Source organism: Desulfosoma profundi (assembly GCF_055387865.1).
On sequence record NZ_AP042420.1, the window covers coordinates 3,652,352 to 3,677,051 of the forward strand.

24 protein-coding genes are annotated in these 24,700 nt (G+C 59.5%); 5 read left to right on the forward strand and 19 right to left on the reverse strand.

Translation table 11 applies throughout. The features are described 5' to 3' along the window. Window positions 1–15: 15 nt before the first annotated feature. From ybgF to tmcC, 13 genes are all read right to left on the reverse strand, one after another. Window positions 16–876 carry a tol-pal system protein YbgF gene (ybgF, locus tag ACZ5K9_RS15825; RefSeq protein WP_464272278.1) on the reverse strand — a complete coding sequence of 287 codons (861 nt, stop codon included), beginning with the start codon at window positions 874–876 and terminating at the stop codon, window positions 16–18. 19 nt (window positions 877–895) lie between these two features. Beyond that, the gene (gene pal / locus ACZ5K9_RS15830; RefSeq protein WP_464272279.1) at window positions 896–1,474 is read right to left on the reverse strand and encodes a peptidoglycan-associated lipoprotein Pal; all 579 of its coding nucleotides are present in this window, start codon (window positions 1,472–1,474) and stop codon (window positions 896–898) included. A gap of 30 nt (window positions 1,475–1,504) precedes the next feature. Then, entirely contained in the window at window positions 1,505–2,842 is a 1,338-nt protein-coding gene (gene tolB / locus ACZ5K9_RS15835) for a Tol-Pal system beta propeller repeat protein TolB (RefSeq protein WP_464272280.1), read from the reverse strand. Between the two features lie 34 nt (window positions 2,843–2,876). After that, on the reverse strand, window positions 2,877–3,836 hold the full coding sequence (locus ACZ5K9_RS15840) for an energy transducer TonB (protein ID WP_464272281.1): 960 nt from the start codon (window positions 3,834–3,836) through the stop codon (window positions 2,877–2,879). Between the two features lie 6 nt (window positions 3,837–3,842). Further along, window positions 3,843–4,274: a protein TolR gene (gene tolR / locus ACZ5K9_RS15845; protein ID WP_464272282.1), complete on the reverse strand. Its 432-nt coding sequence runs from the start codon at window positions 4,272–4,274 to the stop codon at window positions 3,843–3,845. A 12-nt stretch (window positions 4,275–4,286) separates the two neighbouring features. Further along, window positions 4,287–5,102 carry a protein TolQ gene (gene tolQ / locus ACZ5K9_RS15850; RefSeq protein ID WP_464272283.1) on the reverse strand — a complete coding sequence of 272 codons (816 nt, stop codon included), beginning with the start codon at window positions 5,100–5,102 and terminating at the stop codon, window positions 4,287–4,289. After that, complete coding sequence (locus ACZ5K9_RS15855; RefSeq protein WP_464272284.1) at window positions 5,099–5,863, reverse strand: SIR2 family NAD-dependent protein deacylase; 765 nt, start codon at window positions 5,861–5,863, stop codon at window positions 5,099–5,101. Before ACZ5K9_RS15855 ends, tolQ begins: the two co-directional genes overlap by 4 nt. Before the next feature lie 108 nt (window positions 5,864–5,971). Beyond that, window positions 5,972–7,105 (reverse strand): lytic transglycosylase domain-containing protein, encoded by a 1,134-nt coding sequence (locus ACZ5K9_RS15860; protein WP_464272285.1) that lies wholly within the window; start codon window positions 7,103–7,105, stop codon window positions 5,972–5,974. A gap of 162 nt (window positions 7,106–7,267) precedes the next feature. After that, window positions 7,268–7,684 carry a nucleoside-diphosphate kinase gene (gene ndk, locus ACZ5K9_RS15865; RefSeq protein ID WP_464272286.1) on the reverse strand — a complete coding sequence of 139 codons (417 nt, stop codon included), beginning with the start codon at window positions 7,682–7,684 and terminating at the stop codon, window positions 7,268–7,270. A 362-nt stretch (window positions 7,685–8,046) separates the two neighbouring features. Further along, complete coding sequence (locus tag ACZ5K9_RS15870) at window positions 8,047–8,424, reverse strand: cytochrome c3 family protein (protein WP_464272287.1); 378 nt, start codon at window positions 8,422–8,424, stop codon at window positions 8,047–8,049. Between the two features lie 24 nt (window positions 8,425–8,448). Further along, window positions 8,449–8,979, reverse strand: coding sequence for a universal stress protein (locus ACZ5K9_RS15875; protein WP_464272288.1), 531 nt, complete (start codon window positions 8,977–8,979; stop codon window positions 8,449–8,451). A gap of 45 nt (window positions 8,980–9,024) precedes the next feature. After that, complete coding sequence (locus ACZ5K9_RS15880) at window positions 9,025–10,380, reverse strand: (Fe-S)-binding protein (protein ID WP_464272289.1); 1,356 nt, start codon at window positions 10,378–10,380, stop codon at window positions 9,025–9,027. A gap of 27 nt (window positions 10,381–10,407) precedes the next feature. Further along, complete coding sequence (gene tmcC / locus ACZ5K9_RS15885) at window positions 10,408–11,067, reverse strand: TmcC family electron transfer complex membrane anchor subunit (RefSeq protein WP_464272290.1); 660 nt, start codon at window positions 11,065–11,067, stop codon at window positions 10,408–10,410. A gap of 837 nt (window positions 11,068–11,904) precedes the next feature. On the opposite strand from tmcC, the gene ACZ5K9_RS15890 reads away from it, so the two are divergent. The 3 genes from ACZ5K9_RS15890 to ACZ5K9_RS15900 are packed head-to-tail and all read left to right on the forward strand — an operon-like array spanning window position 11,905 to window position 14,955. Further along, entirely contained in the window at window positions 11,905–12,642 is a 738-nt protein-coding gene (locus ACZ5K9_RS15890) for an anthranilate synthase component II (protein ID WP_464272291.1), read from the forward strand. Continuing rightward, on the forward strand, window positions 12,605–14,041 hold the full coding sequence (gene pabB, locus ACZ5K9_RS15895; protein ID WP_464272292.1) for an aminodeoxychorismate synthase component I: 1,437 nt from the start codon (window positions 12,605–12,607) through the stop codon (window positions 14,039–14,041). The genes ACZ5K9_RS15890 and pabB overlap by 38 nt, the downstream gene beginning before the upstream one ends. Further along, window positions 14,038–14,955, forward strand: coding sequence for an aminotransferase class IV (locus tag ACZ5K9_RS15900; RefSeq protein WP_464272293.1), 918 nt, complete (start codon window positions 14,038–14,040; stop codon window positions 14,953–14,955). The genes pabB and ACZ5K9_RS15900 overlap by 4 nt, the downstream gene beginning before the upstream one ends. 18 nt (window positions 14,956–14,973) lie before the next feature. On the opposite strand, the gene rfbD is transcribed toward ACZ5K9_RS15900, so the two are convergent. From rfbD to ACZ5K9_RS15925, 5 genes are all read right to left on the reverse strand, one after another. Beyond that, window positions 14,974–15,852: a dTDP-4-dehydrorhamnose reductase gene (gene rfbD, locus ACZ5K9_RS15905; protein ID WP_464272294.1), complete on the reverse strand. Its 879-nt coding sequence runs from the start codon at window positions 15,850–15,852 to the stop codon at window positions 14,974–14,976. Window positions 15,853–16,015: 163 nt separating this feature from the next. Continuing rightward, window positions 16,016–16,567: a dTDP-4-dehydrorhamnose 3,5-epimerase gene (gene rfbC / locus ACZ5K9_RS15910; protein WP_464272295.1), complete on the reverse strand. Its 552-nt coding sequence runs from the start codon at window positions 16,565–16,567 to the stop codon at window positions 16,016–16,018. A 139-nt stretch (window positions 16,568–16,706) separates the two neighbouring features. After that, entirely contained in the window at window positions 16,707–19,385 is a 2,679-nt protein-coding gene (locus ACZ5K9_RS15915; protein WP_464272296.1) for a valine--tRNA ligase, read from the reverse strand. A gap of 40 nt (window positions 19,386–19,425) precedes the next feature. Next, window positions 19,426–20,451: a hypothetical protein gene (locus tag ACZ5K9_RS15920; protein WP_464272297.1), complete on the reverse strand. Its 1,026-nt coding sequence runs from the start codon at window positions 20,449–20,451 to the stop codon at window positions 19,426–19,428. A 186-nt stretch (window positions 20,452–20,637) separates the two neighbouring features. After that, window positions 20,638–21,717, reverse strand: a complete 1,080-nt coding sequence (locus ACZ5K9_RS15925) for a deoxyguanosinetriphosphate triphosphohydrolase (protein ID WP_464272298.1) — start codon at window positions 21,715–21,717, stop codon at window positions 20,638–20,640. A gap of 250 nt (window positions 21,718–21,967) precedes the next feature. Here ACZ5K9_RS15925 and ACZ5K9_RS15930 point away from each other — a divergent pair, with 250 nt between their 5' ends. Continuing rightward, window positions 21,968–23,056 (forward strand): LptF/LptG family permease, encoded by a 1,089-nt coding sequence (locus tag ACZ5K9_RS15930; protein ID WP_464272299.1) that lies wholly within the window; start codon window positions 21,968–21,970, stop codon window positions 23,054–23,056. Next, entirely contained in the window at window positions 23,053–24,129 is a 1,077-nt protein-coding gene (gene lptG, locus ACZ5K9_RS15935; RefSeq protein ID WP_464272300.1) for an LPS export ABC transporter permease LptG, read from the forward strand. The genes ACZ5K9_RS15930 and lptG overlap by 4 nt, the downstream gene beginning before the upstream one ends. A gap of 159 nt (window positions 24,130–24,288) precedes the next feature. Here the strand turns inward: lptG and ACZ5K9_RS15940 are convergent, their stop codons facing one another. Beyond that, the gene (locus tag ACZ5K9_RS15940) at window positions 24,289–24,654 is read right to left on the reverse strand and encodes a response regulator (protein WP_464272301.1); all 366 of its coding nucleotides are present in this window, start codon (window positions 24,652–24,654) and stop codon (window positions 24,289–24,291) included. Window positions 24,655–24,700: the final 46 nt, after the last annotated feature.

Below are 24,700 nucleotides of genomic sequence, written 5' to 3' on the forward strand. Positions count from 1 at the left end.
AATGAGGAGACCTTGCTATTTGAGCTTCTCAAGCCATTGCTTTGCCACTTGTGCCTGTGGGGTCTTGGGGTATTGCTGGATCACACGTTCGTACAAGATGCGGGCGGCGGTGGAATCGCCCAGCTTTTCAAAGGCGGCCCCTTGTTTGAGGAGCGCATGGGGGGCCTTGTTGCCTTTGGGAAAACGGTCCAAGACTTCTTGGTAGCTGTTGATGGCTTCCTGATAACTGCCCATCATGAAGTGGCATTCACCGGTCCAGAAGATGGCGTTGTCCATCAACTCGGAGGTCGGATACCGTGTGGTGAATTCCTTGAATTTCTGTAGGGCTGCTCCATGATCCCCTTTTTGAAAAAGGGTCATGGCCGTGTTGTACAGGTCCTTTTCGGGGTTGGGGGCCGGGGCCGAAGGCGTCGCCACGGCCGTCGGCGCCGGGGCCGCAGCGCTTGGGGACGGCGGAGCAGCTTGAGCCGGCGCAGGTGCTTGAGGGCTCGACACCGGGGGAGCTCCCGGGATGCTGATCACCGGCTGGTCCTGGACCGGCTTGGGTGCCGGAGGCGCCGAGGCGGTCTGTTGCTGGAGATGTCGCAGTTCGTCGATTTGCCCTTGGATCTGCGCCATGTTCAATTGGATCTGGTCCATGCGGGCATTGAGGGCGGCCAAGCCTCCCGCGCCGGCTCCCCCGGATCCCTTGGCCCCGAAAACCGCCTGCTCTAACCGCTGCATGCGGGCGTCCATTTCCTGGACTTGTGTCTGAAGGCCGACAAGGTTGCTTTGGAGCGTTTGAGTTTCCTGGGTGGAGGCACACCCGGACAGGATCGACAGCGCCCCGACGAGCCCGCAAAAACCGAAGAAGCCGCGTCGCACTCCACCGCCCATAGACCGCTCCTTTCCTCCTTTAGAATTGCACCACAAAATGGGCTCGACGGTTCTTGGCCCAAGACGCTTCATCGTGGCCGAGAGCGATGGGGCGTTCTTCCCCATAACTGATCATGTTCAAGCGGGACGGCTCAATGCCGGAGTTCACCAAGTACTGCCAGGCGCTATTGGCACGCCTTTCTCCGAGGGCCAGGTTGTAGTCGTTGGTGCCGCGTTCGTCGCAATGCCCTTCAATGGTGACATGGACCACCGGGTATCGGCGCAGAAAATCGACCTTCCTGTCCAGAATGGCCTTGGCCTCGTCCATCAACACATAGGCGTCGAACTCAAAGTAAATGTCGTCGTTCTGGAACTGATCCATTTCTTTCAAGAAACGCTGGCGTTCCTCTTCGGTGCGCAGACCCAGCTTCTGCCATGTGGCCTCGTCAATAGGACCGCCGGGCGTATATCGTCCGCCGGCGCCGGGAGCCGTGGGCACCGCGGTACCCGTCGGATAGCCCGTCTGGCCCGGTACGGCTTTCTTCGAACAAGACGTCATGAACGTCATGGCAAACAAAACACAGCACCACACCCATACCGCCGTCACGCGATGATTCATAGAATCCTCCCTGCTTTGATCATGATGCCGTTAACGATTCGCCCGCGGCGACCAACTGGGCTGGCTCTGCGCCCCTCCCAACCGGGTCAACCGCCGAGTTCCCTCACCATTCACCACTGCCGCCCATATGGCGCTCGACCCGTTCCTGGTGGAACTGAACGCCACAAGCCGACCGTCGGGCGACCAGGTAGGGCTTTCGTTGTTGCCTTCCCCATGGGTCAAGGCCCTCAGGCCCGATCCGTCCGGCCGGATGATAAAAATGTTATGAGCGCCACCCGTCAAACTGGAAAAGGCGATCCAGTCTCCTTTCGGGGACCAGGCCGGGGACGTGTTGTATTTGCCTTCATAGGTCAAACGCTTCTTGTGGCCACTGGAGATGTCGAGCACATACACTTGAGGGTTCCCCGATTCGTTGGAGACATACGCGATTTTGGATCCGTCCGGTGACCATGTGGGAGAGACGTCGATGGCCCAGCCGGACACCAAGGTTTTCAGAACCGAGCCTTGGGAATCCATCAAAAAGATGTCGGGGTTGCCGTCTTTGGACAGAGTCACCGCCAGGCGTCCCCCGGAGGGATGCCACGCGGGCGTGATATTGATCCCGGGATAGCCGCTGACCGCCCGTCGAGCTCCGGTGAACACGTTGGCAACGAACACCTTGGGCTGGCCTTCCACATAGCTCACGTAGGCCAACTGCGTCCCATCGGGGCTCCAGGCCGGCGACAAGGCCGTGCTGCCATCCCTCGTGAGCGGCGTGAGGTTTTGGCCGTCCACGTCCATGACGTAAATTTCCTTGGTGTCCCCGTCCGCCTGAACAAAGGCGAGTCGGGTGTCGAAAATCCCAGCCTCACCGGTCAGGGCCGCGATGATTTCGTTGGCGATTCGGTGCGCCACGGCCCGCGCATCCACAACCCGGGCTTCGTAAGCTTTTCCTATCACCATTTTTTGAGAGACGACATCGAAAAGTCGAAACTCCACCTTCAAAGTGCCGCCTTGAGCTTGATAGAGCCCCCGCACAAGGAAATCGGCACCGATAGCCCTCCAGCTGTCGAAGCGGATTTCCGAGGGCAGAACCCCCATCTGCTGAGGAGACTCCAGGAAACCCGCAGGATCCAGGACCTTGAAATAGCCACAAAAATCCAGATCTTCACTGACCACGGCCGCCATCTGCCGTGCCAAAGACGCTTCTTCAGGGCCTTGCATCTTAAACTCAGGGACGGCGATGGGCAGCTTGACAAAACCCGGCTGGGTGATGTCGATATAGACCCGTTCGGCCCCCCAGGCCACCCCTCCGAGGATTCCCCAGATGACGACCCACACCGCCCCCAAAAGCATCGTCCCGTTTAGCACACCGTTCGTTCGACGCACCGCTTCACCCGCTTCCTTTTCCTCACAGAGGGCCTTACCCCAGATCCTCGGGTCGGAACCGCACTCCGATTTCATCCCGCGGCGGACTGTAGATGTCCGGAAATTTCGGCAGCGGATCCGCCTTTTGGATCGCCCGCAGGACCGAGTCGTCGAAGAGTTGGTTGCCCGATCGCTTTTCGAACTGCATTTTTTCGATCTTGCCGTCACGACGCACCACGATCACCACTACCGCTTCGAGGTCTTGAGCGTTCAGAAGCGATTTGGGTAACACCCATTGTCTTTTGATGGCCGCCCACACTTCCGTGTAGTAAAGGCGCCGAGCCAGCGCCAGTTCTTCACCCCCACCGCCTGGGCCCGCGGGGCCGGGGCTGCCCTTGCCGCTTCCCGCCGCGCCGGATCCGGCGCCGGACCCCGACTTGGACGATGCCCCCGCTCCGGCAGCATCCGCTCTCGATGCCGATTCCGCCTTGGAGGGTCCCTCTTTTCCACCGGCTGCCGGGGATCCGGTCGCGGCTTTTCCCGATCCTGCCTCCGGCATCGGCGGGGGTTTGGGGCGTTCGGCCTTTTCCTTGGGCAAAAGCTGTTCCACACTTTTTTCGATGGAAGGCTTTTCAATGCGCCCGAGGGTGGGTTGGACGTCGGAGTCCAGTTTTTCCACCTTGGTTTCGGAGACTTTGAAGCCATCGGCAAGGCGCTTCACGGGAACCACCGGAACCGGAGCCGTTTCTTTCTTTGTAGGGCTCGGGGGTGCCTGGGGCGCCTTCACTTGAGCTTTCGGCCCTTTTCCCCCGGTTCCCTGATCCAGCCCCAAATCCCCGGCGCTCACCAACTTCACCGCATAGTAAGGCAGTTCCACAGGTTTTCGCGGCAGCACATGGGGCAAAAAGAGCACCCCAAAGATCATGACCACATGGACGAGCACGGAAACCGCCATCCCAAAAACCACGTCCTGGCGGGGAAAACGCAAGCGATCGAAGGCGTCCGTTGCCGTCATGGCCGTTTATCCACTGGAAGGTTTTTGGGGCTTTTCAGAGGACTCGGTCACCATTCCGATTTGATCGATGCCCGACTGTCGGATGGCCCCCATCACTTCCATCACAAAGCCGTAAGGAAGCGAAGCGTCGGCCCGAAGAAAAACCCCCTGTTTGACGCCCTTGTTTTTGTAGATGGCACTGAGTTTTGGTCCGAGGGATTCCATCTCCACGGGGTACTCGTTGATATAGACCTTTCTTTGCGCATCCACTGTAACAACCAAGCGCTCTTCTTCGGATGGGATGGCAGGAGCTTCGGCATGGGGTAAGTCCACGTCAATGCCCTGCATCATCATGGGGGCGGTTACCATGAAAATAATGAGAAGCACCAGCATCACATCCACAAAAGGCGTGACGTTGATCTCCGACATGAGCTGCCGAGACGGACCGTTGGTTTTCATGGGAAATCCCTCTCAGCGGGTCGTGCGCAAGACAGCCGCGGATTCTTCGGCACCGTTTTTGGTCGGGAGAGCGGTGCGGCGCAACCACTCGCGCTTGAGCACGGTGTAGAGATCTCCCGCAAAATACTGCATCTGACCTTGAATGGCCTGGATGCGGTTCATGAAGTAGTTGAAGAAAATCACGGCGGGAATGGCCGCAAAAAGGCCGATGGCCGTGGCGACCAAGGCTTCGGAAATGCCGGGAGCCACCACCGCCAAATTGGCCGCGCCTTTCAGTCCAATGTGGTGGAAAGAAGTCATGATTCCCCACACGGTGCCGAAAAGACCGATAAAGGGAGCCGTATTCCCCGTGGTGGCCAGCAGAGGAAGAAACCGTTCCAACCGGCGCGTTTCCAAGAGCATGGCACCTTCCATGGCTTTCGCCACCGTGCTCAGGGCTTCCTCTCCCAGAGCGGTATCCGAGCTGCCTAAAGCCTCCAAGGTTTTGGTCACCCTTCCCCATTCGGTGAAGCCGGAACGGAACACCTGGGCCAAATAACTGTCGGCAAGGACCTGACTTTCGCGATAAAGCTGGGTGAAGTTCTTCTTTTGCCGGTACAGTTCGTAAAAATCCTCTGATTGTCTTTCCGCCCGCCGCAGCAGCTTGAACTTCACCAACACCACTCCCCAACAGGCCAGAGACATGCCCACAAGAAGCAAGAGCACCAACTTGACCATGGGGCCGGCGTTCCAGATCATGTCCGTGACGCCATTGGTGGCGGCCCCGGGATCCGGCGCCGCCCAGGCCACGGAAACCAACATAGGTAAAAAGGCACTCAGGGTTATCATGAATTCCCCACTCCCTTTTTCTCGCTCTCGATGGACAGGCCCAACGCCGAAACAATGGCCGGCAGGGCTTGTCCGGCCGGCAAAGGAACGTAAAGGTCGGTGTGGGTCAGCGTCAGTTCTGTTTCGTTCGGGTTGACTTCTATCAGAAACGCTCCGCGCCTCTTGGCTGCCATCGGCAACTGGGACGCCGGGGCCACGGTGGCCGACGTCCCGACCACCAAAAGCACATCACAGCGCTCCACCAGAGAATAGGCATGAAGGTAGGCGGTGCGAGGGATATCCTCCCCGAAAAACACAAAATTGGGCCGCATGGGCCCGCCGCAGCCGCACCGCGGAGGCAGTTCCTCCAGATTCAGAGCTTCCCGGGGCACCTCGTGACCGCAGTGATCGCACCGAGCGCTGCGCCCATGGCCGTGAAATTCGACCACGGTGCGGCTTCCCGCCCGTTGGTGGAGGCTGTCCACATTCTGGGTGATGACCCCCTTCAGAAGTCCAGCCTGTTCCAAGGCCGCCAAGGCGTAGTGGGCCGGGTTCGGAGGCGCCTCGCGGAGCATGCGGTCCATGTCCAGCAACATGCGCCAGACCTTGCCGGGATTGAGGCGGAAAGAACGGATATCTCCGTATTCCATGGGATCGTACTTGGACCATAGCCCTCCAGGGCTACGGAAATCGGGAATCCCGCTTTCCACCGATATGCCGGCGCCCGTAAGCGCCACCGCCCACGTACTGGCCCGGAGGCGCTCGGCTGCTTGTTGGATCACCGAAAGCGACATATTCTTGATCTCAGTGATGTCACGGTTTCTCTCCGTCTGCCGGAGCCATGGTAATGGTGTTGTTCTTGCATTGTCAAGGATCACCCCCACGGCGTCTTATCGCTGGATGCGAAGGCTCTGGCCGGGCTTCACCGTGGGGTTTGTGAGGTCGTTCCAGCGCTTGACGTCCGACACCGACACCCCGTAGCGATCCGCAATGCTGCTCAAGGTTTCTCCCGGGCGGACCTTATGGATGATGACCTCCGGCGCCCGATAACTTGTCGACAAGGACTCCAGACCCTGCTCCAATGCCTTGCCGCACCCTTCGGGGACTCGGACCCGATGTGTTCCCGCCGGGATGGTCGTCGTGGTGAAGGCCGGGTTGAGTCTCTTAAATTCTCGAAAGCTCATGCCCGCTTTTTGGGCCACGGCCACAATGGGCAAAGGATACCGCGCGTTGATGGTGACGATGTCGTACCGTTCCGGCGGATAGCCCGCCCCGGGGGGAAGCTCATAGCCGTACTTTTTCGGATTCGACAACACCGTCTTGATGGCCAGGATGCGAAACACATAACGTTCCGTTTCCAAAGGAAGCTTCAGTTGATAGTAGTCCGTCACCCTCTGGAAGGCCATCTCGTCGGACACCCGTTTTTCGCCGCAGTTGTAAGCCGCAACGGCCAACGTCCAATTATTGAACCGTCGGTAAAGATCGCTCAGGTAGCGCAGAGCGCTGTCCGTCGCCAGTTCAAAATCATAGCGCTGGTCGAGCTCCGGGCTCTGGTCCAACCCGTAGCGGCTCCCCGTTGATGGAATAAACTGCCACATGCCGGCCGCGCCGGCCGGGGAGACCGCCCCATGCTGAAGATCACTCTCGGCGACGGCCACATACTTGAGATCGTCAGGAAGGCCGCGCCGACGCAGTTCCTCTTCAAACCAAGGGAAGAAGCGCTCCGCCCGCTTGAGCCATAAATACACCTGGGCATGGGAATAGACCACAATGGTGAATTCCCGATCGAACCTTTCCAAAACGTCCCGGATGTGCAAAGGGACCGGTTCGCCGCAGAAGTCCAGCTTTTGGGGAGGCGGCACATAGGGCGCCATGGGGATCACGGCCTCTGAGGGTGCGGCTTCCCCCCCTCGGTGTGCCAGTACGACCTCCGCCGCTTCCTGGACCGGCTTGGTCGTCTCCACCCCCGCACAGGAAAACACCACCAGGCTCAACGCCGCCATGAGCGCAATCCGCCACCGCATTGGAACACCTCCCGAAAAATCCCCTCGTCTCCTTGGGCCGATATGCCGGACGCCCTCCGTTATGAGGGCAGTGGATCACCGCTCGGGCAAAAGGGACATCTCGGCGGAGCCGCCCTGTTTCTTTTTCTCCACAACGCAAGGCGCTCCGCGTCGTCCGGCAGCCTAACGCATGAGTTCCAATTCACTGAAGAAAAACGCGATTTCCTTGGCCGCCGTCTCCGGCGCGTCAGATCCGTGCACGGTGTTTTTCTCGACGTCCAAGCCGTATTCTTTGCGCAAGGTTCCCGGAGCGGCCTGTGCCGGATTGGTCGCCCCCATGATTTCGCGGTTGCGCTGGATGACATCCGGCCCTTCCAAGACCATGACCACTACCGGGCCTGAGGACATGTACGACGTCAAGCTGTCGAAGAACGGTCGTTCCCTGTGCACGGCATAGAAGGCTTCCGCTTCCTTTTTGGTCAACGACACGCGTTTCATGCCCACAATGCGGATCCCGGCGCTTTCAAAACGCCCCACGATAGGTCCCACAAGACCCCTCTGCACGCCATCCGGCTTAATGATCGACAGTGTCCGTTCCATACCTCGATGCCCTCCTCCAGTTGAAATCGTAGCGCTGCAGCATGAGATCACCGCGTTCGGTGTCCACGACCCCGTTTCGACCGAAAAAGCCTTTCCCCCGGGACGATGCCTACCCCGTCAGGGTCCACAGGGAAAACATGAACGTCCTCACGAGCCCCAGGGGCCTCATTGCCGCCTGACGCCCAAAAGCCACAAGGCGGCCTACTCGGTCGGCCTCCTAGTGCTTCGCTCATGAAGAAATGTCAAGGACAATCCAATCTCCGGCCACACCGGCTCTGAAAACCCTTGGCCCGGACCCCTCGGGCCCCGGGCCCTAAGCCGGCGGCGGATACTTTTCGGCGGACGTGTCTCCTGACCGGCCGTTACTTCACATGGCATTGCCCGCACATCACAGGGAGGGAACGCCCCTGACGGGCGTGGACACGCTCATGGCAGGACAAGCATTGTTCATGGAAGGCTCGTTGTAATGGGATGGGGTTTTGCACGGAAGGGTTTCCGTGACAGTCGGAACATTTCTGGCCTTCACTGCCTTTGTTGACGCCGTAGATGTCGTAATCGTGATGACAGCCCGTGCATTCCACCACCTGGGCATGTTTCTCGTGGGGAAAAGACACGGCGGGGCGTTCCAAAGATTTTTTACCGTCCCCCTTGAAAACGATGACGTCCTCTTGAGGCCAAGCCCAAGACACTGTGAAAATCACGATAAGGCCCCCCACCAGGGCCAAGGCGCTCCGCATCATGAAACCTCCTGCCGCCGACACGGTTCACTCCGTCTGCCGTTTCCGTTTCTTGTCCCGAGGATGAATCCCCGCCTTTTCCAGAGCCAGACGCTGCTTGGGCGAAGTGACGATGGACACCTGACACGGCGCCCGCAGGGACACTTCCTGTGCATTTTGACCCAGATGCGGTTGCTCGAGATCCAGGGGGGCCGTGGGATCGTGGATGGTGTAGGGGCCGAGCACGATCAGGTCCACCTTTTCCTTGCGGGCGAACCGACAAATTTCAACCCACGGGATGCCGGCGCGCACTTCCACCCGTACGTCCTGTGGGTCCTCCCGCTCGATGCGAATGAGATAGTATTCGCGCAATTTTTTCTTGAGCTTCTCGATGACTTCCGGGCCGGCCCACGTTTCTCCGTCCTCGGTGATCACATGGCCAGAGTACCGGTGCCGGGACTCCAACACATGGAGGATAATCAGCTCCGCACCCGAGCGCTCCGCAAGGTCCAGAGCGGCTGCAAAGGCATAGTCGGAACTGGCGTAAAGATCTGCGCAAAAAAGGATCTTCCGATACATGCTCCCCTCCTCCTGTGCCCCTGTGACGTCCCGGCGGCTCCAGCCCTATTCGTCCGTCCCCGGGCCTTCCTCGTCCCCGTTTTCCTCCGGTTGGAATTTTTCGGGAACGACCATGAGTTCGCAGATGATCTCCTTGAGCGACATGACCTTGACCCCCAGGTGGTATTCCTTGTTGAGATCGCTGACCTGGTCGAAACAGTTGTGGCATGGGGCGATGACGATCTTGGCGCCGGTTGCCCGGATTTGCTCGGCTTTCACACGCCCCGAAGCCATGCGCCGCGCTTTGTATTCCGGCCCCATGGGGATGTAGCCGCCTCCACCCCCGCAGCAGTGGTTGTGTTCGCGATTGGGGTTCATGTCCCGGAAGTCTTCGGCCAGAAATTGCACCAACTTCCGTCCTTCCTCCCACAAACCCCCGTTTCTCGACACATTGCACGGATCCTGATAGGTCACCGGTTCTTTGAGTCGCTTGGCCGGATCAATCCGGATGCGCCCGTCGCGGATGTATTCGTAGAAGAGCTGCACCGAATGGATCACAGGTACCGGAGGTTTTCCATCGGGGTATCCCGCCAGGTAAGGGCCTTCAAACAGGGCGGATCGGAAAGCATGGCCGCATTCGGTGATCAGGATCGCCTGCACCCCCAATTCCACGGCTTTCTCGTACATGTTTCGGACCACCTGGCCGGCGAGGGCTCGATCTCCGGCGAACATGGGCAGATTGGTGCAATCCCATCCTGTGGTGGGCATGGTCCAGTCCTCTTCGGCCACGGTGAGGATCTTGGCGGCCATGGCGAGATCCTGCGGGTAAAACATGGGCTCCCGAGGATTGACCGTGTACATGTATTTCGCCCCCTTCTTGTCAATGGGAATCGTCACGCCCTTGATCTCATCTTGACTTTCTTCCGCCATCCACTCGCAGGTGTCCACAAAGTCTTCGGTGCTCATGCCCATCTGGTTGCCGGTTTCCCGGTAATTGACCACCGCCCGAGCCAGCCCCTGGGGGACGATGCCCTGAGAATACAAAACGGTGCGGGTGGTCGCAATCAAAGTGGCCACATCAATCCCAAAAGGGCAATACATGGAGCAACGCTTGCACGTGGTGCATTCGCCCCAGACGATGTCGGCGCACCGGTGCAAAAAGTCCCAGTCCACCTGCCCCTTGCGCTTGTACAGTTCCCCGAGAGTCGCCTTGAACTTATAAGCCGGGCTTAGTTTGGGGTTGCAATCGTGGGCCAGATAGAAAAAACAGCTTTCCGCACAAAGCCCGCATCGGGAACATATCCCGAGCCAGGTCCGGATGCGGGCCCCATTGTTGGCCTCCAAAATGTGCTGAATCTTTTTGACGTCCACCGGACGCGCTTCATGACTTCGCTGCTCCACGGCCACCGCTCCATTGTTCATCCGTCTATTCCAACTCTGGACTCCCCCTCACCACGCCCGGGCGCCGCGCCGCGCTCCCATTTCAAACCCAATAAAGGCTCGGGTGAAGAAAAAGAGCACCATGTGTCCCAGCTTGGTGAAGGGAATGAGAATGAGAAGAATCTCACCCGACAAGACATGAAGGACCATCATCAGGTCGTAAGGTCCCCACTGGTGGTATGCGAGAAACCCGGTAATAAAAGGCGCCAGAGTGAGGCCCAAGAGCGCGTAATCCCACGCCGTGGTCAAAATGCGCACTTCCGGGCGCACAATCCGGCGGCCCAAGAGGAATGCCCCGCACACCAAAACGACCACCGTCAAAGCGTCCGCCCAGGCATCGCCCATGGACCAGAGACTCACCCCAAAAGCGCGATCCCACAAGATGTTGTGGGCGGAAAGAAAAAGGGGCACGGCAAAAAGCCCGACATGGAACAGCACGAAAACCCCACTGAAAACGGGCTGAAGACGCATGGACGCGCTGCCCCACGGAACAAGCCAATGGACGATGGACTTCAAACCCCATTTCCAGTCCATGTGGTTGTAGAACACCCGGTCCCTTTCCCGGCTGAGTCCGTAGAGAAATGCCAGCCGGAGCGCAAGCCCTCCCAAAAAAATGATGAAGGTCAACCACAATGCCGGTCCCGTCAAAAACGCGTACCACATCTGCATGCTTTATCCCCTACCCTGTCCTCTGGCGGTCTCGACACACCCCGTCGCCATGCTTCCCCGCCCGTGTTCTCTTTTGAGAAGCGGACCTGAAATCGCCGCTACGCCTCTTTCCTGAGCGATGCACACTGCGGGCGCTCGGAAAATGGGGTGCACTCCAACGTCCCACGCGGAAGAAAGGCGCCCTGGACGGTGGGCCATGCCCGTCGGTTCCTTGGCCGTCCGGATCCATGGCCCAGGTCCGACATCGGGGCTCGTTCCCACCCGCCAAGAATCCGAAGCGTCCACCGTGGGAGAGGAACCGATCCATTTCCTGAGTCCCGAAAAGAACCGATGCCTCGGCCATTCGGCGTTCCGGCCGCTTTTCGGCGTGGGGCCCGCGGCCCGGCTTTTCGGGACCTGCCGAGCCCTTGGCCGAGCATCATCACTTTGTTGGTCCCTTCCAACTGCGTGCGATGGTCCTGGCAGACCAATTGGGCGGAATTTAACGGCATCCCGCCCCACCGTCAAGACGGTCAGGTGATTTTGTGTATTATGGAACGATATTTGGGTGCCGTTTCTCAGCCGTCCAAAACTTTCGGAAAAGGGCCCTCTCCTGAGAGATCTTGGGATGACGTGGATTCCTCCCCGTGAGAAGGAAAACCTCTCGGGGCCTGGGATCATCGGCTCGCTGCCCTCGCCCGGCCGACGCTCGGATAGGGCCGACAACTCCATTGACGGAAACCCCAAAAAAGGGCATAAGGCATTTTGAGGTATGCCAGGCGAAAGCCACCCAGCCTCACCGGCCGGGTGGCTTTTTCTTTTGGCGGGAATCCACAGTCTCGATCGTGGAGAGGCTTTATGCGCCTTGTCATGATTGATAACTACGACTCTTTCACCTTCAATCTTTACCAGCTGTTTTGCGAATTCGACGTCGAGGTTTTGGTCTTTCGGCACGACAAAATTTCTCCAGAGTCCCTGGCCGCACTCGCCCCCTGGTGGATTGTCCTCAGTCCCGGGCCTCGATCCCCGGCCCATTCCGGGGTCAGCAAGGAGGTGGTCCGGAGTTTCGCCGGAAAGGTGCCCATCCTGGGCGTGTGCTTGGGAATGCAGGTCATCAACGAAGTCTACGGCGGATCCACCGAGCGGGCTCCCGTTCCCGTGCACGGCAAAACATCCATGGTCCACCACACAGGGGGCGGAATCTTCAAAGGACTTCCCTCTCCCTTTCGGGTCGCCCGATACCATTCCCTCCAGTGCCGCGTCAAATCAGCCGACCTTCAAGAAACGGCCTGGGCCGATGACGGCGTGCTCATGGCGTTGGAGCACAAACGCTTTCCGCTCTGGGGTGTCCAGTTCCATCCCGAATCCTTCCTTTCCGATTACGGCCTGGAAATCGCCGCACATTTCCTGGCGTCCCGAGAAGACTTTTGCCCATCTATCCCTCAGGGAGTTGAAGGGTGGGACCGATTCCCGCGCTGGATCCAAGGCCCAGGAAAATCGTCACCGCCCGATTGGGGGCGCCGCGGCATGAAAGCCCGTGGTCTTGGAGGTGGAAACCATGGGAAGAGGACATCAGCGGATGGGGCACATCTTTGAAGCGCTTCGAGGTGCGGTTCGCGGCATGCGCCTCACAAAAGTCTCTTCACAGGAAACAGACGCCTCTTTTCTCGAGCGGGTCAGGGGCGTGGCGCAACAACCTTACAGTGCGGTGTTTGTCAGCGGCACCGCGCTGGATTGCGCCCGCTACTCCATGGCTTTCTGGAATCCCTTGGTCATCCAACATTCCAAAGGGCTGCGGGTGACCCTGATCACCTCCCAAGGCTCGGAGCTTCAGGACGCCCATCCCCTGGAGGCTTTGGACGATCTCCTTGAAGCCACGCGCCCGGATTCCCCTCCGCTCGTCGAACCTTTTTCGGGCGGTCTCGTCGGCTACCTGACCTACGAACTGAAGAACGTTTTGGAAGAACTTCCGCAAACCGCCCACGACGATCTCGGATTGCCGGAAACCTTGTTTTTCCTTCCCAAGGACACTTTGGTCTTCGATCGACGCACGGGCGAAACCGTGCACCTCATCGTGGAAACGGGCGATCTCGATCCCGTGCACAGGTCGCACGCCCACAACGGACCCCGCCGGGGGAGCCCTCAGCCGGAATCCGCTCGGCTTCAAAGTGACTTTTCACGAGCGGCCTACATGGATGCCATCGCGCGCATCCGCTCCTATATTCGCGACGGCGACGTCTATCAGGTGAACCTTTCTCAAAGGTTTTCCACGCCGTTCCATGGGGATCCGTGGTTGTTCTGGTCCCACCTGTTCCGGCGCAATCCCGCTCCATTCTATGCCTTTCTCCACTTGGACGACCACCACATTCTGTCCACCTCCATGGAACGGTTTCTATTCCGGCGCGGTGACCGCATCGAGACACGCCCCATCAAGGGCACACGGCCTCGGGGGGCCACACCCGACGAAGACGACCGCATGCGGGAGGAGCTCCGGACAAGTCCGAAGGACGACGCCGAACTGTCCATGATCGTGGATCTTTTGCGGAACGACTTGGGGCGCGTCTGTGAGGCGCGGTCCATCGTCGTGGAAGAACACAAGCGCGTGGAAGGTTATGAAAACGTCTGGCACCTGGTGTCCATCGTCACGGGAAAGCTTCGCCCGGGGGTCTCTCCGGGCGAGATTTTCCGCGCGACTTTCCCCGGGGGGTCCATCACGGGATGTCCCAAGATCCGCGCCATGGAAATCATCGACGAGTTGGAGCATCATGTGCGCCACGTGTACACAGGATCCATCGGCTATGTGGGCTGGCATGACACCATGGATATGAACATCGCTATCCGCACCGCCATCCTCAAGGACGGGCGGCTTCATTTCGCCGTCGGCGGGGGCGTGGTCTATGACTCGGACGAAGCGGCCGAATATGAGGAAACCCTGCACAAGGGGCGCACCCTGTTTCGGGCCATCGCCGAACAGCAGGAGGATTTTCGTTCTTGAGCGGCACAAGCCCTTTGCCACGCCGCCGCATCGTGTGGGTCAATCATGCGTATGCGGCCGAAGAGGCCGTGCGGGTATCTCCGTTCGACCGGGGTTTTCTCTTCGGGGACGGCCTTTTCGAGACCCTTCGCACGGAAAACGGCCGGATCCTTTACTTGAAAGACCATCTCGAGCGGCTGCGTGCGGCGGCCGTCCGGCTTCGCTTGGATGACATGGGGCCGCGGCACCGTTCGACCTTGGATTTTCACGACACGGCCGCGTGGCGGGATCGGTGCGTCCGACTTCTGAAAGAAAACGGACTGGAGCGAGGGGTTGCGCGGCTGAAGATCCTGGTCACTCGTGGGGCGGTTTCGGGCGTGGGGCTTCCCCGCCCTGTCCGGCCCACCCTCTGCATCCTGGCAGAACCCTACACGCCGCCGTCGGTGGAAGAGTACGCCTCGGGCTGGTCGCTCTGCACCTGCCGCACCGGCTGGAGCCCTCCCTTGGCGAACATGAAGACCTTGAATTTCCTTTTTTATTTGTGTGCCCGGCAGGAAGCCATGGACGCCGGCTTCGACGAAACCCTGATCTATGACAAAGACGGCCGAGTCGCCGAAACGGCTACAGGATCTCTCCTATTTTTGCGGGAAGGCCGATGTGTCCTGTCCGCCAGCCGCGCCCGTCTGCCCGGAACGGCCGAAAAGCGCATCGTGGACCTGTTCCGCGAGGATGGGTGGTGGGTGGGTGAGGACAACATTACGGCAGGGGAGATCCCAACCTTTGAAGGAATCTGGATGACTAACAGCCTTGTGGGGATCATGCCTGTGCGGGCCCTGGATGGTAAAGTTGTGCCCCGGCTTTTCAGAGATCGAGCCGCCCGGTATCGAGGCCTGTTTTTTCGTCGAGGCCTGGAAAACCATGAAGACCGGAGCTGAAAAGTCCCGGAGCGTTGTTCATTCGGGGCGCAACGGCTGAAGTTCCTGAAGCATGCGCCGCAGCGCCTCCCGCCAGTGATGGGGCGGGCGGGACCATAGAGCCCAGCTGGCGGATTTGTCCAGAACACTGAAGGCCGGACGCCGGGCCGGTGTGGGGTATTCCTCGGTCCGGATGGGTCGCACGGACACCCGTTTTCCGCGTTGTTCCCGGGTTTCCTCTTCCACTGCCACGGCGAAATCATACCAAGAGGCCACCCCGGCGTCGGTGAAGTGGTAGATGCCCGGAGGTACGGGGGCCGCGCCGATGAGTTCCCAGAGGAAATCGGCCAGGTTGGCCGCCCATGTGGGCGTCCCCACTTGGTCGGACACCACGCGCACGTCCTCCCGATCGTGGAAAAGTCGGAGCATGGTCTTGACGAAGTTGGCGCCATGACTGGAATACAGCCAGGCCGTGCGCACAATGGTGCACCGGGCCCCGAGGATGTTCTGCGCCGCCTCTTCCCCGGCCCTTTTGCTCGCCCCGTAAATCCCGAGAGGATTCGGCTTGTCCTCGGGTCCATAGGGCCGGGATTGCGTCCCGTCGAAAACGAAATCCGTGGAAATCTGCACCAGATGGGTTCCCGTCCGAGCGCAGGCCGCCGCAAGATGCTGGACGGCGTCCCTGTTGACCCGATAGGCGGCCTCCGGTTCGTGTTCCGCCCGGTCCACGGCCGTGTACGCAGCCGCGTTGATCAGGACATCCGGGCCATGCGCCGCGAAGAGTCGGACCACGTGGTCCGGCTGAGTGATGTCTGTTTCCGGGAGATCCACACCGACAAAACGGACCCAAGACGGGGCCGAACGCCGGAGTTCCCAGCCGAGTTGACCCAGAGCGCCTGTGACCACAACGGTTTTCATGGCGATAGACTCCGTGGAAACGCCGATCTCCCCTTGATGCGCCGGCCCGCGAACCGTCCGGTCAGGGGCTTCGGAATTGCCGGAAGAGCTCCGTGGGGAGCCGTATCGAAGGGGGTTTTCCTATCCTGAAAGGACCCGTCGAAGGCGGGATTGCCGGACCGCATCAATCGAACACATCCGCTTGGTCCAGCGGCACGCCCTGGGCGTCTTTCGGCGACAGCGTGGGCGATTCCCCATCACCCAGAGGCCAAGAGATGTTCAAGCGCGGATCGTTCCACAGAAGGCACCGTTCATGTACCGGGGAGTAATAGTCCGTGGTCTTGTAGCACACCTCGGCCCACGGCGATAAAGCGAGAAAGCCGTGGGCGAACCCCTCGGGGATGTAAATCTGCTTCTTGTTTTCCGCGGACAGCCGCACGCCGATCCAACGCCCGAAAGTGGGTGAAGAACGTCGCAGATCCACAGCCACATCGTAGATTTCTCCGGCGACGACCCGCACCAACTTCCCCTGGGCCCGAGGAGCAATCTGGTAGTGGAGGCCGCGCAGCACCCCGCGGCGGGACCGGGAATGGTTGTCTTGCACAAAGTCCACGGCAAGCCCGAGGGCTTCCAGAGTCCTTCTGTTGTAGCTCTCGAAGAAAAACCCGCGCTCGTCTTCAAACACCTTGGGCTCGAAAAGAATCACCTCAGGGATTTCGGTCGGCACACGTCGCATGAATGTTCCCCGAAAGCTGAACCTGATCCACGTTCATTCCATCTCTCGATAGAAGACGCCATGGCATGCCGGATAAGCTCGCACCGGCCGTAAAACCGCCCGGATTCGTTCATGGAAGGCACGGCTTCCGCATCCGCCCTCACAGGCCCTGGGCCGCTTCTTTGACCAGAGCTTCCACGCGGTCTCGGTTGGCCCGCAGTTTCCCGAGCTTTTCTCCAAGCCGCTCCGCCTTTTCTTTTTCTTTTTCCACCACGTCCGCCGGAGCGCGTCGGAGGAAGTCTTCGTTGGAAAGCTTTTTCCGCGTGCCTTCCAGTTCCTTTTGGATTTTACCGATTTCTTTGTCCAGACGCTTAGCTTCGGTTTCGTAGTCCAGCACCCCTTCGAGGATGACGTAAGCTTCCACACCCGCCGTCACCGTGCCGGCGGCCAACCGGGGTTTCCGCATTTCGCCCTGGCGCCCTACGGTCAAGCTCTCCAGCCGGGCCAGATCCAGAACCGTCTGACGGTTGTTTTCCAACAAATCCTCTTCCTCGGCGGAGGCGCACAAACACACGGCCTTGAGGCGCACGCCGGGGGCGATGTTCATTTCCCCTCGGATATTGCGCATGCCTGTGATGACGTCCATGAGCAGGCCCATGTCTCTTTCCGCCTGAGGATCCACGCGCCACGGCTCTCTTTGCGGGAAGGACGCCTGAACGAGACTCTCGGGGGATCCCGGGAGCCGCTGCGACAGCTCCTCTGTGACAAAAGGCATGACGGGGTGGAGTAAAACCAAGAGGTTTTTCAGGAGAGTTGTGGCCAGAGTCTGGGCCAAAACCTTGGCTTCAGGGTCTTCGCCGTAGAGATCCGGTTTGATGACTTCGAGGTACCAGTCACAGTATTCGTGCCAGAAAAATTGATACAGGCTCTGAGCGTACTGGTTGAAATGATAGTTTTCCAGAGCCGTTTCCACCTCGTCGAGCAAGGACTGGAAACGGCTGAGGATCCAGCGGTGGGCCAGACGCATGGGCCTCTCAGGAATCTGTTCCAGGAGCTCAGCGCCCTCGATGTTCATGAGCACCAGCCGGGTGGCGTTCCAGATCTTGTTGACGAAGTGCCGATACCCTTCGATGCGCTCCTCGGAGAGTTTGATGTCCCGGCCTTGGGCGGCGAAAGCCGTGAGCGTGAACCGGAGGGCGTCCGTGCCGTACCGATCCATCATGACCAAAGGATCGATGACATTGCCCTTCGACTTGCTCATCTTTTGCCCTTGGGCATCCCGCACGAGAGCGTGGACGTACACATCACGGAAGGGCACCTCCTGCATGAAGTGCAGGCCCATCATCATCATGCGGGCGACCCAGAAAAAGAGGATGTCGAAGCCGGTGACGAGAACGGATGTGGGGTAGAACTTCTGCAATTCCAGCGTCTTTTCCGGCCACCCCATGGTCGTGAACGGCCACAAAGCCGAGCTGAACCACGTGTCCAGGACGTCGTTATCCTGTTCCAGACGACCGCCCTGACAGGCAGAGCACGCCGCAGGATCTTCCACGGCCACGGTGACGGCGCCGCAGTCCGCGCAGTACCACGCCGGAATGCGATGTCCCCACCAAATCTGACGGCTGATACACCAATCCTCGATGTTCTCCAGCCATTGGAAATAGTCTTTTTCCCACTTTTCCGGGATGATCCGCGTTCGTCCGTCTCGAACCGCTTCCATGGCCGCGTCCGCCAAAGGACGGGTTTTCACGAACCATTGCAACGACCGCATGGGTTCGACGACGCTCTTGCACCGGTAACAATGGCCGACACGATGGAGATGGTCCTGGACCGCGACCAAATAGCCGCCCTTTTCCAAATGTTCGATCACCCTTTTGCGACACTCGTACCGATCCAACCCCTGATAGCGCCCGGCCTCGGCCGTCATGATCCCGTCCTCGCCGATGACCTGGATGACCTCGAGGCCATGCTTCAGTCCGATCTCGAAATCGTTGAAGTCGTGTCCCGGGGTGATCTTAAGCGCGCCGGTGCCGAATTCCCGGTCCACGTACGGGTCCGCGATCACCGGAATGCGCCGTTCCATCAAGGGGAGAATGACCGTTTTGCCGACCACCTTGCGGTACCGAGGGTCCTCGGGATGCACGGCCACGGCGGTATCGCCCAACATGGTTTCCGGTCGGGTGGTGGCCACCGTGACGGCTCCGCCCCCGTCGGCCAAGGGGTACCGGATGTGGTACAGACAACCCGCCGTCTCTTCCCCTTCCACTTCGATGTTGGCCAACGCCGTCATGCACCGGGGACACCAGTTGATCATGCGGTGACCGCGGTAGATGAGCCCTTCCTCGTAAAGTTTCACAAAGACGAGGCGCACGGCATGCGACAACCCTTCATCCATGGTGAACCGTTCCCGGGTCCAATCGCAGCTTGCGCCCAGGCGTTTCAGCTGCCGGATGATGTAGTCCCCGTAGGTCTGTTTCCATTCCCAGACCTTCTCCAAAAACTTTTCCCGTCCCAGATCGTGACGGGTGAGACCGTCTTTGGCGATCTGACGTTCCACCACATTCTGGGTGGCAATGCCGGCATGATCTGTGCCGGGGACCCACAGGACTTCGTAGCCCCTGAGCCTTTTATAACGGCAGAGGATATCTTGGAGGGTATTGTTGAGCGCATGGCCCATGTGGAGCTGCCCTGTGACATTGGGCGGCGGGATCACAATGCTGAAAGGAGGCTTCGACGCCCCGGGGTCCGCTCGGAAACTCTGGCTTTTCCCCCAGTATTCCACCCATCGTTCTTCCACATCCCGGAATTCGTATGCCTTCGGTAACGCCCCGTGACTCATCAAGAAGATCCCTCCACCCTTTTCCATCGCATCCACAGCATCAGCCCAAGGATTTGCTCAGCCGTTCGATTTCTTCCTGCAACACCCGTCGCACAATGACGGGCAACTGCTCCTGCACCGCCTTGTGCACCATGACTTGCAGTTTTTTCTCCAAGATTTCCACAATCGGTTGGAACATGGCCGGCCGTTCTTCCATCGCGATCTCCTCGGCGGATTCGGTTAACATCGTGAAACCACGGTTGTCCATTTCCCGCGCCATGCCCGCCGCAATGGCCGTTCCGGCCGCAGCGGCCGCATGCACCGTGAGCTCTTCCCTAGACAAACCCTGATCGGCCGTCGGTTCTTTTTGGGCTTTCTGCGGCTTCGGGGGTTCATCTTCTGAAGGTCCGCGGGACAAAACGTCGGGTTCAACAGGCAACGCCGTTCCCGTGTCGGATCCCGACTCCTGAGCGGCACCGTCCAGATCCGATGCCGCCTCGCCTTCAGCCTCGATGGTTTTCAGTGCTTCCTCAAGTTCCTTATCGATGTCCCAGAGTTCCGTTTCCACGGGTTGCGGCTCGGCGAGATCCTCCACGGCTTCTTGCTCTTCTTCGGACTCCGGCGCCTCGTTGTCAAGCTCTTCCTCCGGCCAGGATTCCTCTTCCAGTGCGTCTGTTACCGCGTTTTCTTCTTTGGCCAGAAGCGTTTCATCCGGCTCGACCGGCTCCTCAGCCGGGACGTCTTCTTCCAGCGGTTTACGCAACGGTGCCGTCCCTTTCCCGGATGGGGCCAATTCCACAGTCATTTCCTCATCATCGAAGAGCGACTCTTCGATGTCGGTTTCGTCCAACAATGGTTCATCCACATCCAGATTCTCCAGGTCCGGGAGGGCGTCATCCAGATCCGGGAGGTCTTTCAATCCGTCTTCTCCGTCGTCCACGACTTCATCGAGTTCGAGGACGTCTTCGTCCTCTTCGTCTTCGGGGGATGTATCGAGGCCTTCCGCGGTAGCGAACAAGTCACGGATATCGTCATGCGGCGCCGCACCGAGATTTTTTTTATGATCCGGTTTTTTAGGGTCTTTCATAATTACTCCTTCTGGAGCCGGAAAACGCCGCTTGGGCGGCTCCGACATAAAGGCACACAGCTTCGGTGCACAGCATATGGGCAGGTCACGAAGCACGAAAGCGTTAGCACGCCGAAAAAATCAGTGTCAAGCAATTCGCGGACCGCCGTTCGCTCCTCGTCAGCACACGGTGATATCCCTTGCCGGTTACAATCGCATCCAGGGACGCGGCAGAAAGATGTTTTTATACAGGTCCAGGGCATAGCGATCGGTCATGCCGGCGATGTAGTCACAGACCTGCTGGGCACGGGACATCCGAGGATCCCGCGGGCCCACTTCGCGCCGGAAGAGGTCCTTGTCTTTGAGCAACACGGTGTAAAGGTCCTCGATAATCTTTCGCGCTCTTTGAAACTCCTGACGGATGGCGGTCAGTTCGTACACCTTTTCGAAAAGGAAAGCCCGAAGATCTTCCATGAGCTTCAGCACCCTCTCGCTCATTCGGATTTCTTCCAGCCCTCCCTCCAGACTGGCCATGATCACATCTTCCACCAAAGTATGGATCCTCTGCCCATGGGTCTCGCCCAGCCCTGCACGGATGGATTCGGGAAGATCATCCGGGCAGAGCACCTTCGCCCGCACGGCGTCGTCCAGATCATGGTTCAGGTAGGCCACGATATCGGCCACACGCACCACTTGACCTTCCAGCGTGATGGGCCTCTTGCCGGGTTCCGTCAAAATGGGATGGGTTTTCCCTTTGGAGTGCTTGACAATGCCATCACGGACCTCCTCGGTGAGGTTGAGACCGCGGCCGCCCTTTTCCAAGACATCCACCACCCGCAAGCTTTGTTCATGATGGCGGAATCCCCCGGGATGAATCTCATTAAGGACGCGTTCCCCTCCGTGACCGAAGGGCGTGTGGCCCAAATCGTGGCCCAAGGCCACAGCTTCGATAAGGTCCTCGTTCAAGGCCAAAGCCCGGCCGATGGTCCGCGCGATCTGGGAGACTTCGAGCGTGTGGGTGAGCCGGGTGCGGTAGTGGTCGCCTGTCGGGGAGAGGAAAACCTGGGTCTTGTGTTTCAAACGCCGAAACGCCTTGGAATGGACGATGCGGTCTCGGTCCCTCTGGTAGGCCGTCCGCAACGGGCATTCCGGTTCGTCAGGCTCCTGGCGGCCTCGGGTGGCCGCGCTCTTTTGGGCCTGCGGGGCTAACACTTCAAACTCCCGGGCCTCCAGCCACTGGCGCACCGTGGCAAACTCGCGTCGAGCCAACGTTTCCCCTTTGAGCATTGACCACCTCGAAGCCTTTCGGTAATGAGGGCGATGCATCTGGGGCACAGCAGTCGTCCCCGGCCGCTAAAAAATGCACCGTTTTCATCGGACCAGGAGAGATTTCCGGGGGGTTCCCGAGTGCGTGTCCCACCATGAACGTATCTCGACGTGACCCGAATTCGCAAAGAGAGTCCGGGCCGCCCACATCGGAGGCTCCCGCGGTCCGACCGGTCGGCGGCGAGCCCCTCGGAAGGACGTCACGGCACCCATGGGTTGGATTCTTTATAGATACGTTGTGCTGGAGCAGCTGATACCGGCATCCTTGTGTTTTTTCGGGCTGCTGATGATCCTCGTCACGGGACGGCTCATGCAGTTCCTCGAGTATCTCACCGCCGCGTCGGTGTCCCTGTCCGTCATCGTCACGATCATCGCCCTGGCCTTGCCCAAACTGGCCCTGTACGCTCTACCCATGGCGGGCCTCATCGGGACCGTGCTCGCTTTCGTGCGCCTCAACGCCGACAACGAACTCACGGCCCTGCGCAGTGCCGGCATCAGCTTCGCCCAGCTGGCCCCCGGCGTCCTCACCTTGGCCCTGGCTTTCTCGGCTTTGTCCTTTTACACATCCACCGAACTCCTGCCAACCGCAAATCGGGAGTTGAAAACCGTCCTGAAATCCCTGAGCCGGGCGGTCATTCCGGCGTTGCTGCGCGAAGGCCGGTTCATAGACGCCCTGCCGAATATGGTCTTTTTCTTCGATCATGTGAATGCGGCGGATCAGTCCGTCCAGGGGGTGCTTATCCATGACGCTCGAAACCCTCAAACCCGTGTGACCATCACGGCTCGAGAAGCCAGAATCCGTGAGCGCTCCGACGGCAGGGAAGTGGTCCTCCAGGTTCAGGACGGGATGGTCTCCCGCATGGGATCGGATTTGAAGACCGGCCAAACCATCTCTTTTCAGAGGTACGATCTGGTGCTGTCTTTGGACGCTCTGCTCGGCACAGAGAGAGAAGGCAGCTGGAAAAAAGGGGAAATGACCATGGAAGAATTAAGCCGGGCGCTAGCGGAGACCCAAGATCGGCGCTTTGCCTTGGAATGGCACAAACGCCTGGCCTTACCCTTCGCCTGCTTGGTTTTGGGCTTGGCCGCCGCTCCCTTCGGCGTTCTCTTTGCCCAAGGGCGGCGCATGGTCGGCATCACCTCGGGCATCGCCTTGTTTCTCGCTTATTACATACTCCTTTCCGCCGGCAACGCGTTGGGAGAACAGGGCGTGGTCCCGCCCGCCGTGGGCATTTGGTTGCCCAACGCGGCCACAGGCGCCGCGGCCGTTGTCCTCTGGGTGAAAGCCCATCGCCGATGAAGATCATCACCCGGTACGTCCTGCGTCATTTTGCTTCCATATTCGGGGTCGCCCTTTTCGGGTTCGGGGGGATCTACCTTGTGGTGGACTTTTTCGAAAAGCTGGACGACATCATCGAAAAAAAAGCGGCGGCCGCCGACGCGCTCTTCTATTTCACCCTGAAGCTTCCCGCCATCCTTGTCCAGGGGATTCCCATGGCCGGGCTTCTAGCAGCTCTCATCGGCTTGGGCCTGCTCCAGAGAAACCGAGAAATCATCGCGTTGCGCGCTGCCGGTTGCCGTGCCTGGGTGTACGCCGGTCCCATGGTCGCGGCGTCTATTGTCTTGGGCGTTTTGACCTTCGTGGGGAGCGAAACCGTGGGCCGTTCCCTGAGCCGAAAGGCTGAAATCCTCTGGCAGGAAAGGATCGCCAAGAAAGGCGCCCCGCTGGGCTTTGTCCAAGAAAACGTCTGGTATCGCGGCGAAAACGTGTTCCTGCAAGCGAGGACGTACAATCCGGCCGCCCAAGTTTTTCAAGGGGTTTCTATCTATCGTCTGGACGAACATTTTCGGTTGCGCCAGCGCCTAGACGCCCAACGGGTAGTGTGGACCGGGTCGTCGTGGAGTGCGGAGAAAGGGAGCGTGCTGGAATGGGAAGACGGCACCGCTCGGCACACCACCTTCGACCGCATGGCCGTGCCTTTGAACCTGGAACCAAAGGATCTTTCCGCCGCGTCGGCCCTGCCGGAAGATCTTCGCTGGGATCAACTTTTTCGCTATGCGCAGAAAGTCGCCGCCGACGGCTACAACGCCGTTCCCTATGTAGTGGAGCTGCACACGCGGGCCGCGTCGGCGTGCGCCGCGTTCATCCTGGGCCTCATCGGGGTGAGCCTCAGCCTACATCTGGGGCATCGCGGCGGCATCGCCCTTGGGATCACCCTGGCTCTCGCCCTGACTTTCGCCTACCTTGTCCTGTTCCAGACGGGGGTTTCTCTGGCCCGCTCGGAAACGCTTCCCGTGAGCTTTGGCGTCTGGACGCCCAACATCCTGTTCGCGGGCGTGGGTGTCGCTCTATGGCGGCGCGCCCCGCAGTGAGTCACCCGGTCCGTGCAGAACGCCCCCTTGCGGGAAGGGCACTTCCGATCGAAGGGAAAGGCAGCGGTCGGCACGGGCCGAATCGCCCGTCACTTCGACGGCATACGACCTTCTTTTCTCCGGTGCGCCCGTTCCTGAGGCCGTGGGCGCCGCGGCCCCTCAGCTCGGCAGATGGGTTTCCAGGGCCATGGCGATCTTTTTTTTCAGCTCCGTCAAATCGAAGCTCTTCACCACGTAATAGTCGGCGGCGATGGATTTGGAATCTTCCTTGAACGTGTCGTAGGCGGTGGAAAGAATCACCGGCAGGTCGTAAAACCGGCCGCGGATGTCCTGCAGCAAATCCAGCCCGTCGTAATCCACCATCTTGATGTCCAGGATGACCAAATCCGGCTTTTCCTTCTCGATGCGCTCCAGGAGCTGATAGCCGCTGTCGGCCGTGATGACTTCGTATCCCGCGTCGCGAAGCTCTTCCGAATAGAGCAGGCGGATGTGTTCTTCATCGTCCACGACCAAAATCTTCGCCATAAGGTTCCTCCTGCCGCGAAATCGCGCGCCGTCGGATCTCGGCGGC

What these genes read in the sequence shown, in the direction of transcription:
- ACZ5K9_RS15920 (WP_464272297.1), bottom strand. Translation starts at nt 20,451, where the DNA reads ATGAAAGACCCTAAAAAACCGGATCATAAAAAAAATCTCGGTGCGGCG.
- tolR (WP_464272282.1), bottom strand. Translation starts at nt 4,274, where the DNA reads ATGAAAACCAACGGTCCGTCTCGGCAGCTCATGTCGGAGATCAACGTC.
- ACZ5K9_RS15860 (WP_464272285.1), bottom strand. Translation starts at nt 7,105, where the DNA reads ATGCGGTGGCGGATTGCGCTCATGGCGGCGTTGAGCCTGGTGGTGTTT.
- rfbC (WP_464272295.1), bottom strand. Translation starts at nt 16,567, where the DNA reads ATGCGACGTGTGCCGACCGAAATCCCTGAGGTGATTCTTTTCGAGCCC.
- tolQ (WP_464272283.1), bottom strand. Translation starts at nt 5,102, where the DNA reads ATGATAACCCTGAGTGCCTTTTTACCTATGTTGGTTTCCGTGGCCTGG.
- ACZ5K9_RS15925 (WP_464272298.1), bottom strand. Translation starts at nt 21,717, where the DNA reads ATGCTCAAAGGGGAAACGTTGGCTCGACGCGAGTTTGCCACGGTGCGC.
- ACZ5K9_RS15915 (WP_464272296.1), bottom strand. Translation starts at nt 19,385, where the DNA reads ATGAGTCACGGGGCGTTACCGAAGGCATACGAATTCCGGGATGTGGAA.
- pal (WP_464272279.1), bottom strand. Translation starts at nt 1,474, where the DNA reads ATGAATCATCGCGTGACGGCGGTATGGGTGTGGTGCTGTGTTTTGTTT.
- ndk (WP_464272286.1), bottom strand. Translation starts at nt 7,684, where the DNA reads ATGGAACGGACACTGTCGATCATTAAGCCGGATGGCGTGCAGAGGGGT.
- ACZ5K9_RS15890 (WP_464272291.1), top strand. Translation starts at nt 11,905, where the DNA reads ATGCGCCTTGTCATGATTGATAACTACGACTCTTTCACCTTCAATCTT.
- pabB (WP_464272292.1), top strand. Translation starts at nt 12,605, where the DNA reads ATGGGAAGAGGACATCAGCGGATGGGGCACATCTTTGAAGCGCTTCGA.
- ACZ5K9_RS15940 (WP_464272301.1), bottom strand. Translation starts at nt 24,654, where the DNA reads ATGGCGAAGATTTTGGTCGTGGACGATGAAGAACACATCCGCCTGCTC.
- ACZ5K9_RS15870 (WP_464272287.1), bottom strand. Translation starts at nt 8,424, where the DNA reads ATGATGCGGAGCGCCTTGGCCCTGGTGGGGGGCCTTATCGTGATTTTC.
- ybgF (WP_464272278.1), bottom strand. Translation starts at nt 876, where the DNA reads ATGGGCGGTGGAGTGCGACGCGGCTTCTTCGGTTTTTGCGGGCTCGTC.
- lptG (WP_464272300.1), top strand. Translation starts at nt 23,053, where the DNA reads ATGAAGATCATCACCCGGTACGTCCTGCGTCATTTTGCTTCCATATTC.
- rfbD (WP_464272294.1), bottom strand. Translation starts at nt 15,852, where the DNA reads ATGAAAACCGTTGTGGTCACAGGCGCTCTGGGTCAACTCGGCTGGGAA.
- ACZ5K9_RS15930 (WP_464272299.1), top strand. Translation starts at nt 21,968, where the DNA reads ATGGGTTGGATTCTTTATAGATACGTTGTGCTGGAGCAGCTGATACCG.
- ACZ5K9_RS15880 (WP_464272289.1), bottom strand. Translation starts at nt 10,380, where the DNA reads ATGAACAATGGAGCGGTGGCCGTGGAGCAGCGAAGTCATGAAGCGCGT.
- ACZ5K9_RS15875 (WP_464272288.1), bottom strand. Translation starts at nt 8,979, where the DNA reads ATGTATCGGAAGATCCTTTTTTGCGCAGATCTTTACGCCAGTTCCGAC.
- tmcC (WP_464272290.1), bottom strand. Translation starts at nt 11,067, where the DNA reads ATGCAGATGTGGTACGCGTTTTTGACGGGACCGGCATTGTGGTTGACC.
- ACZ5K9_RS15840 (WP_464272281.1), bottom strand. Translation starts at nt 3,836, where the DNA reads ATGACGGCAACGGACGCCTTCGATCGCTTGCGTTTTCCCCGCCAGGAC.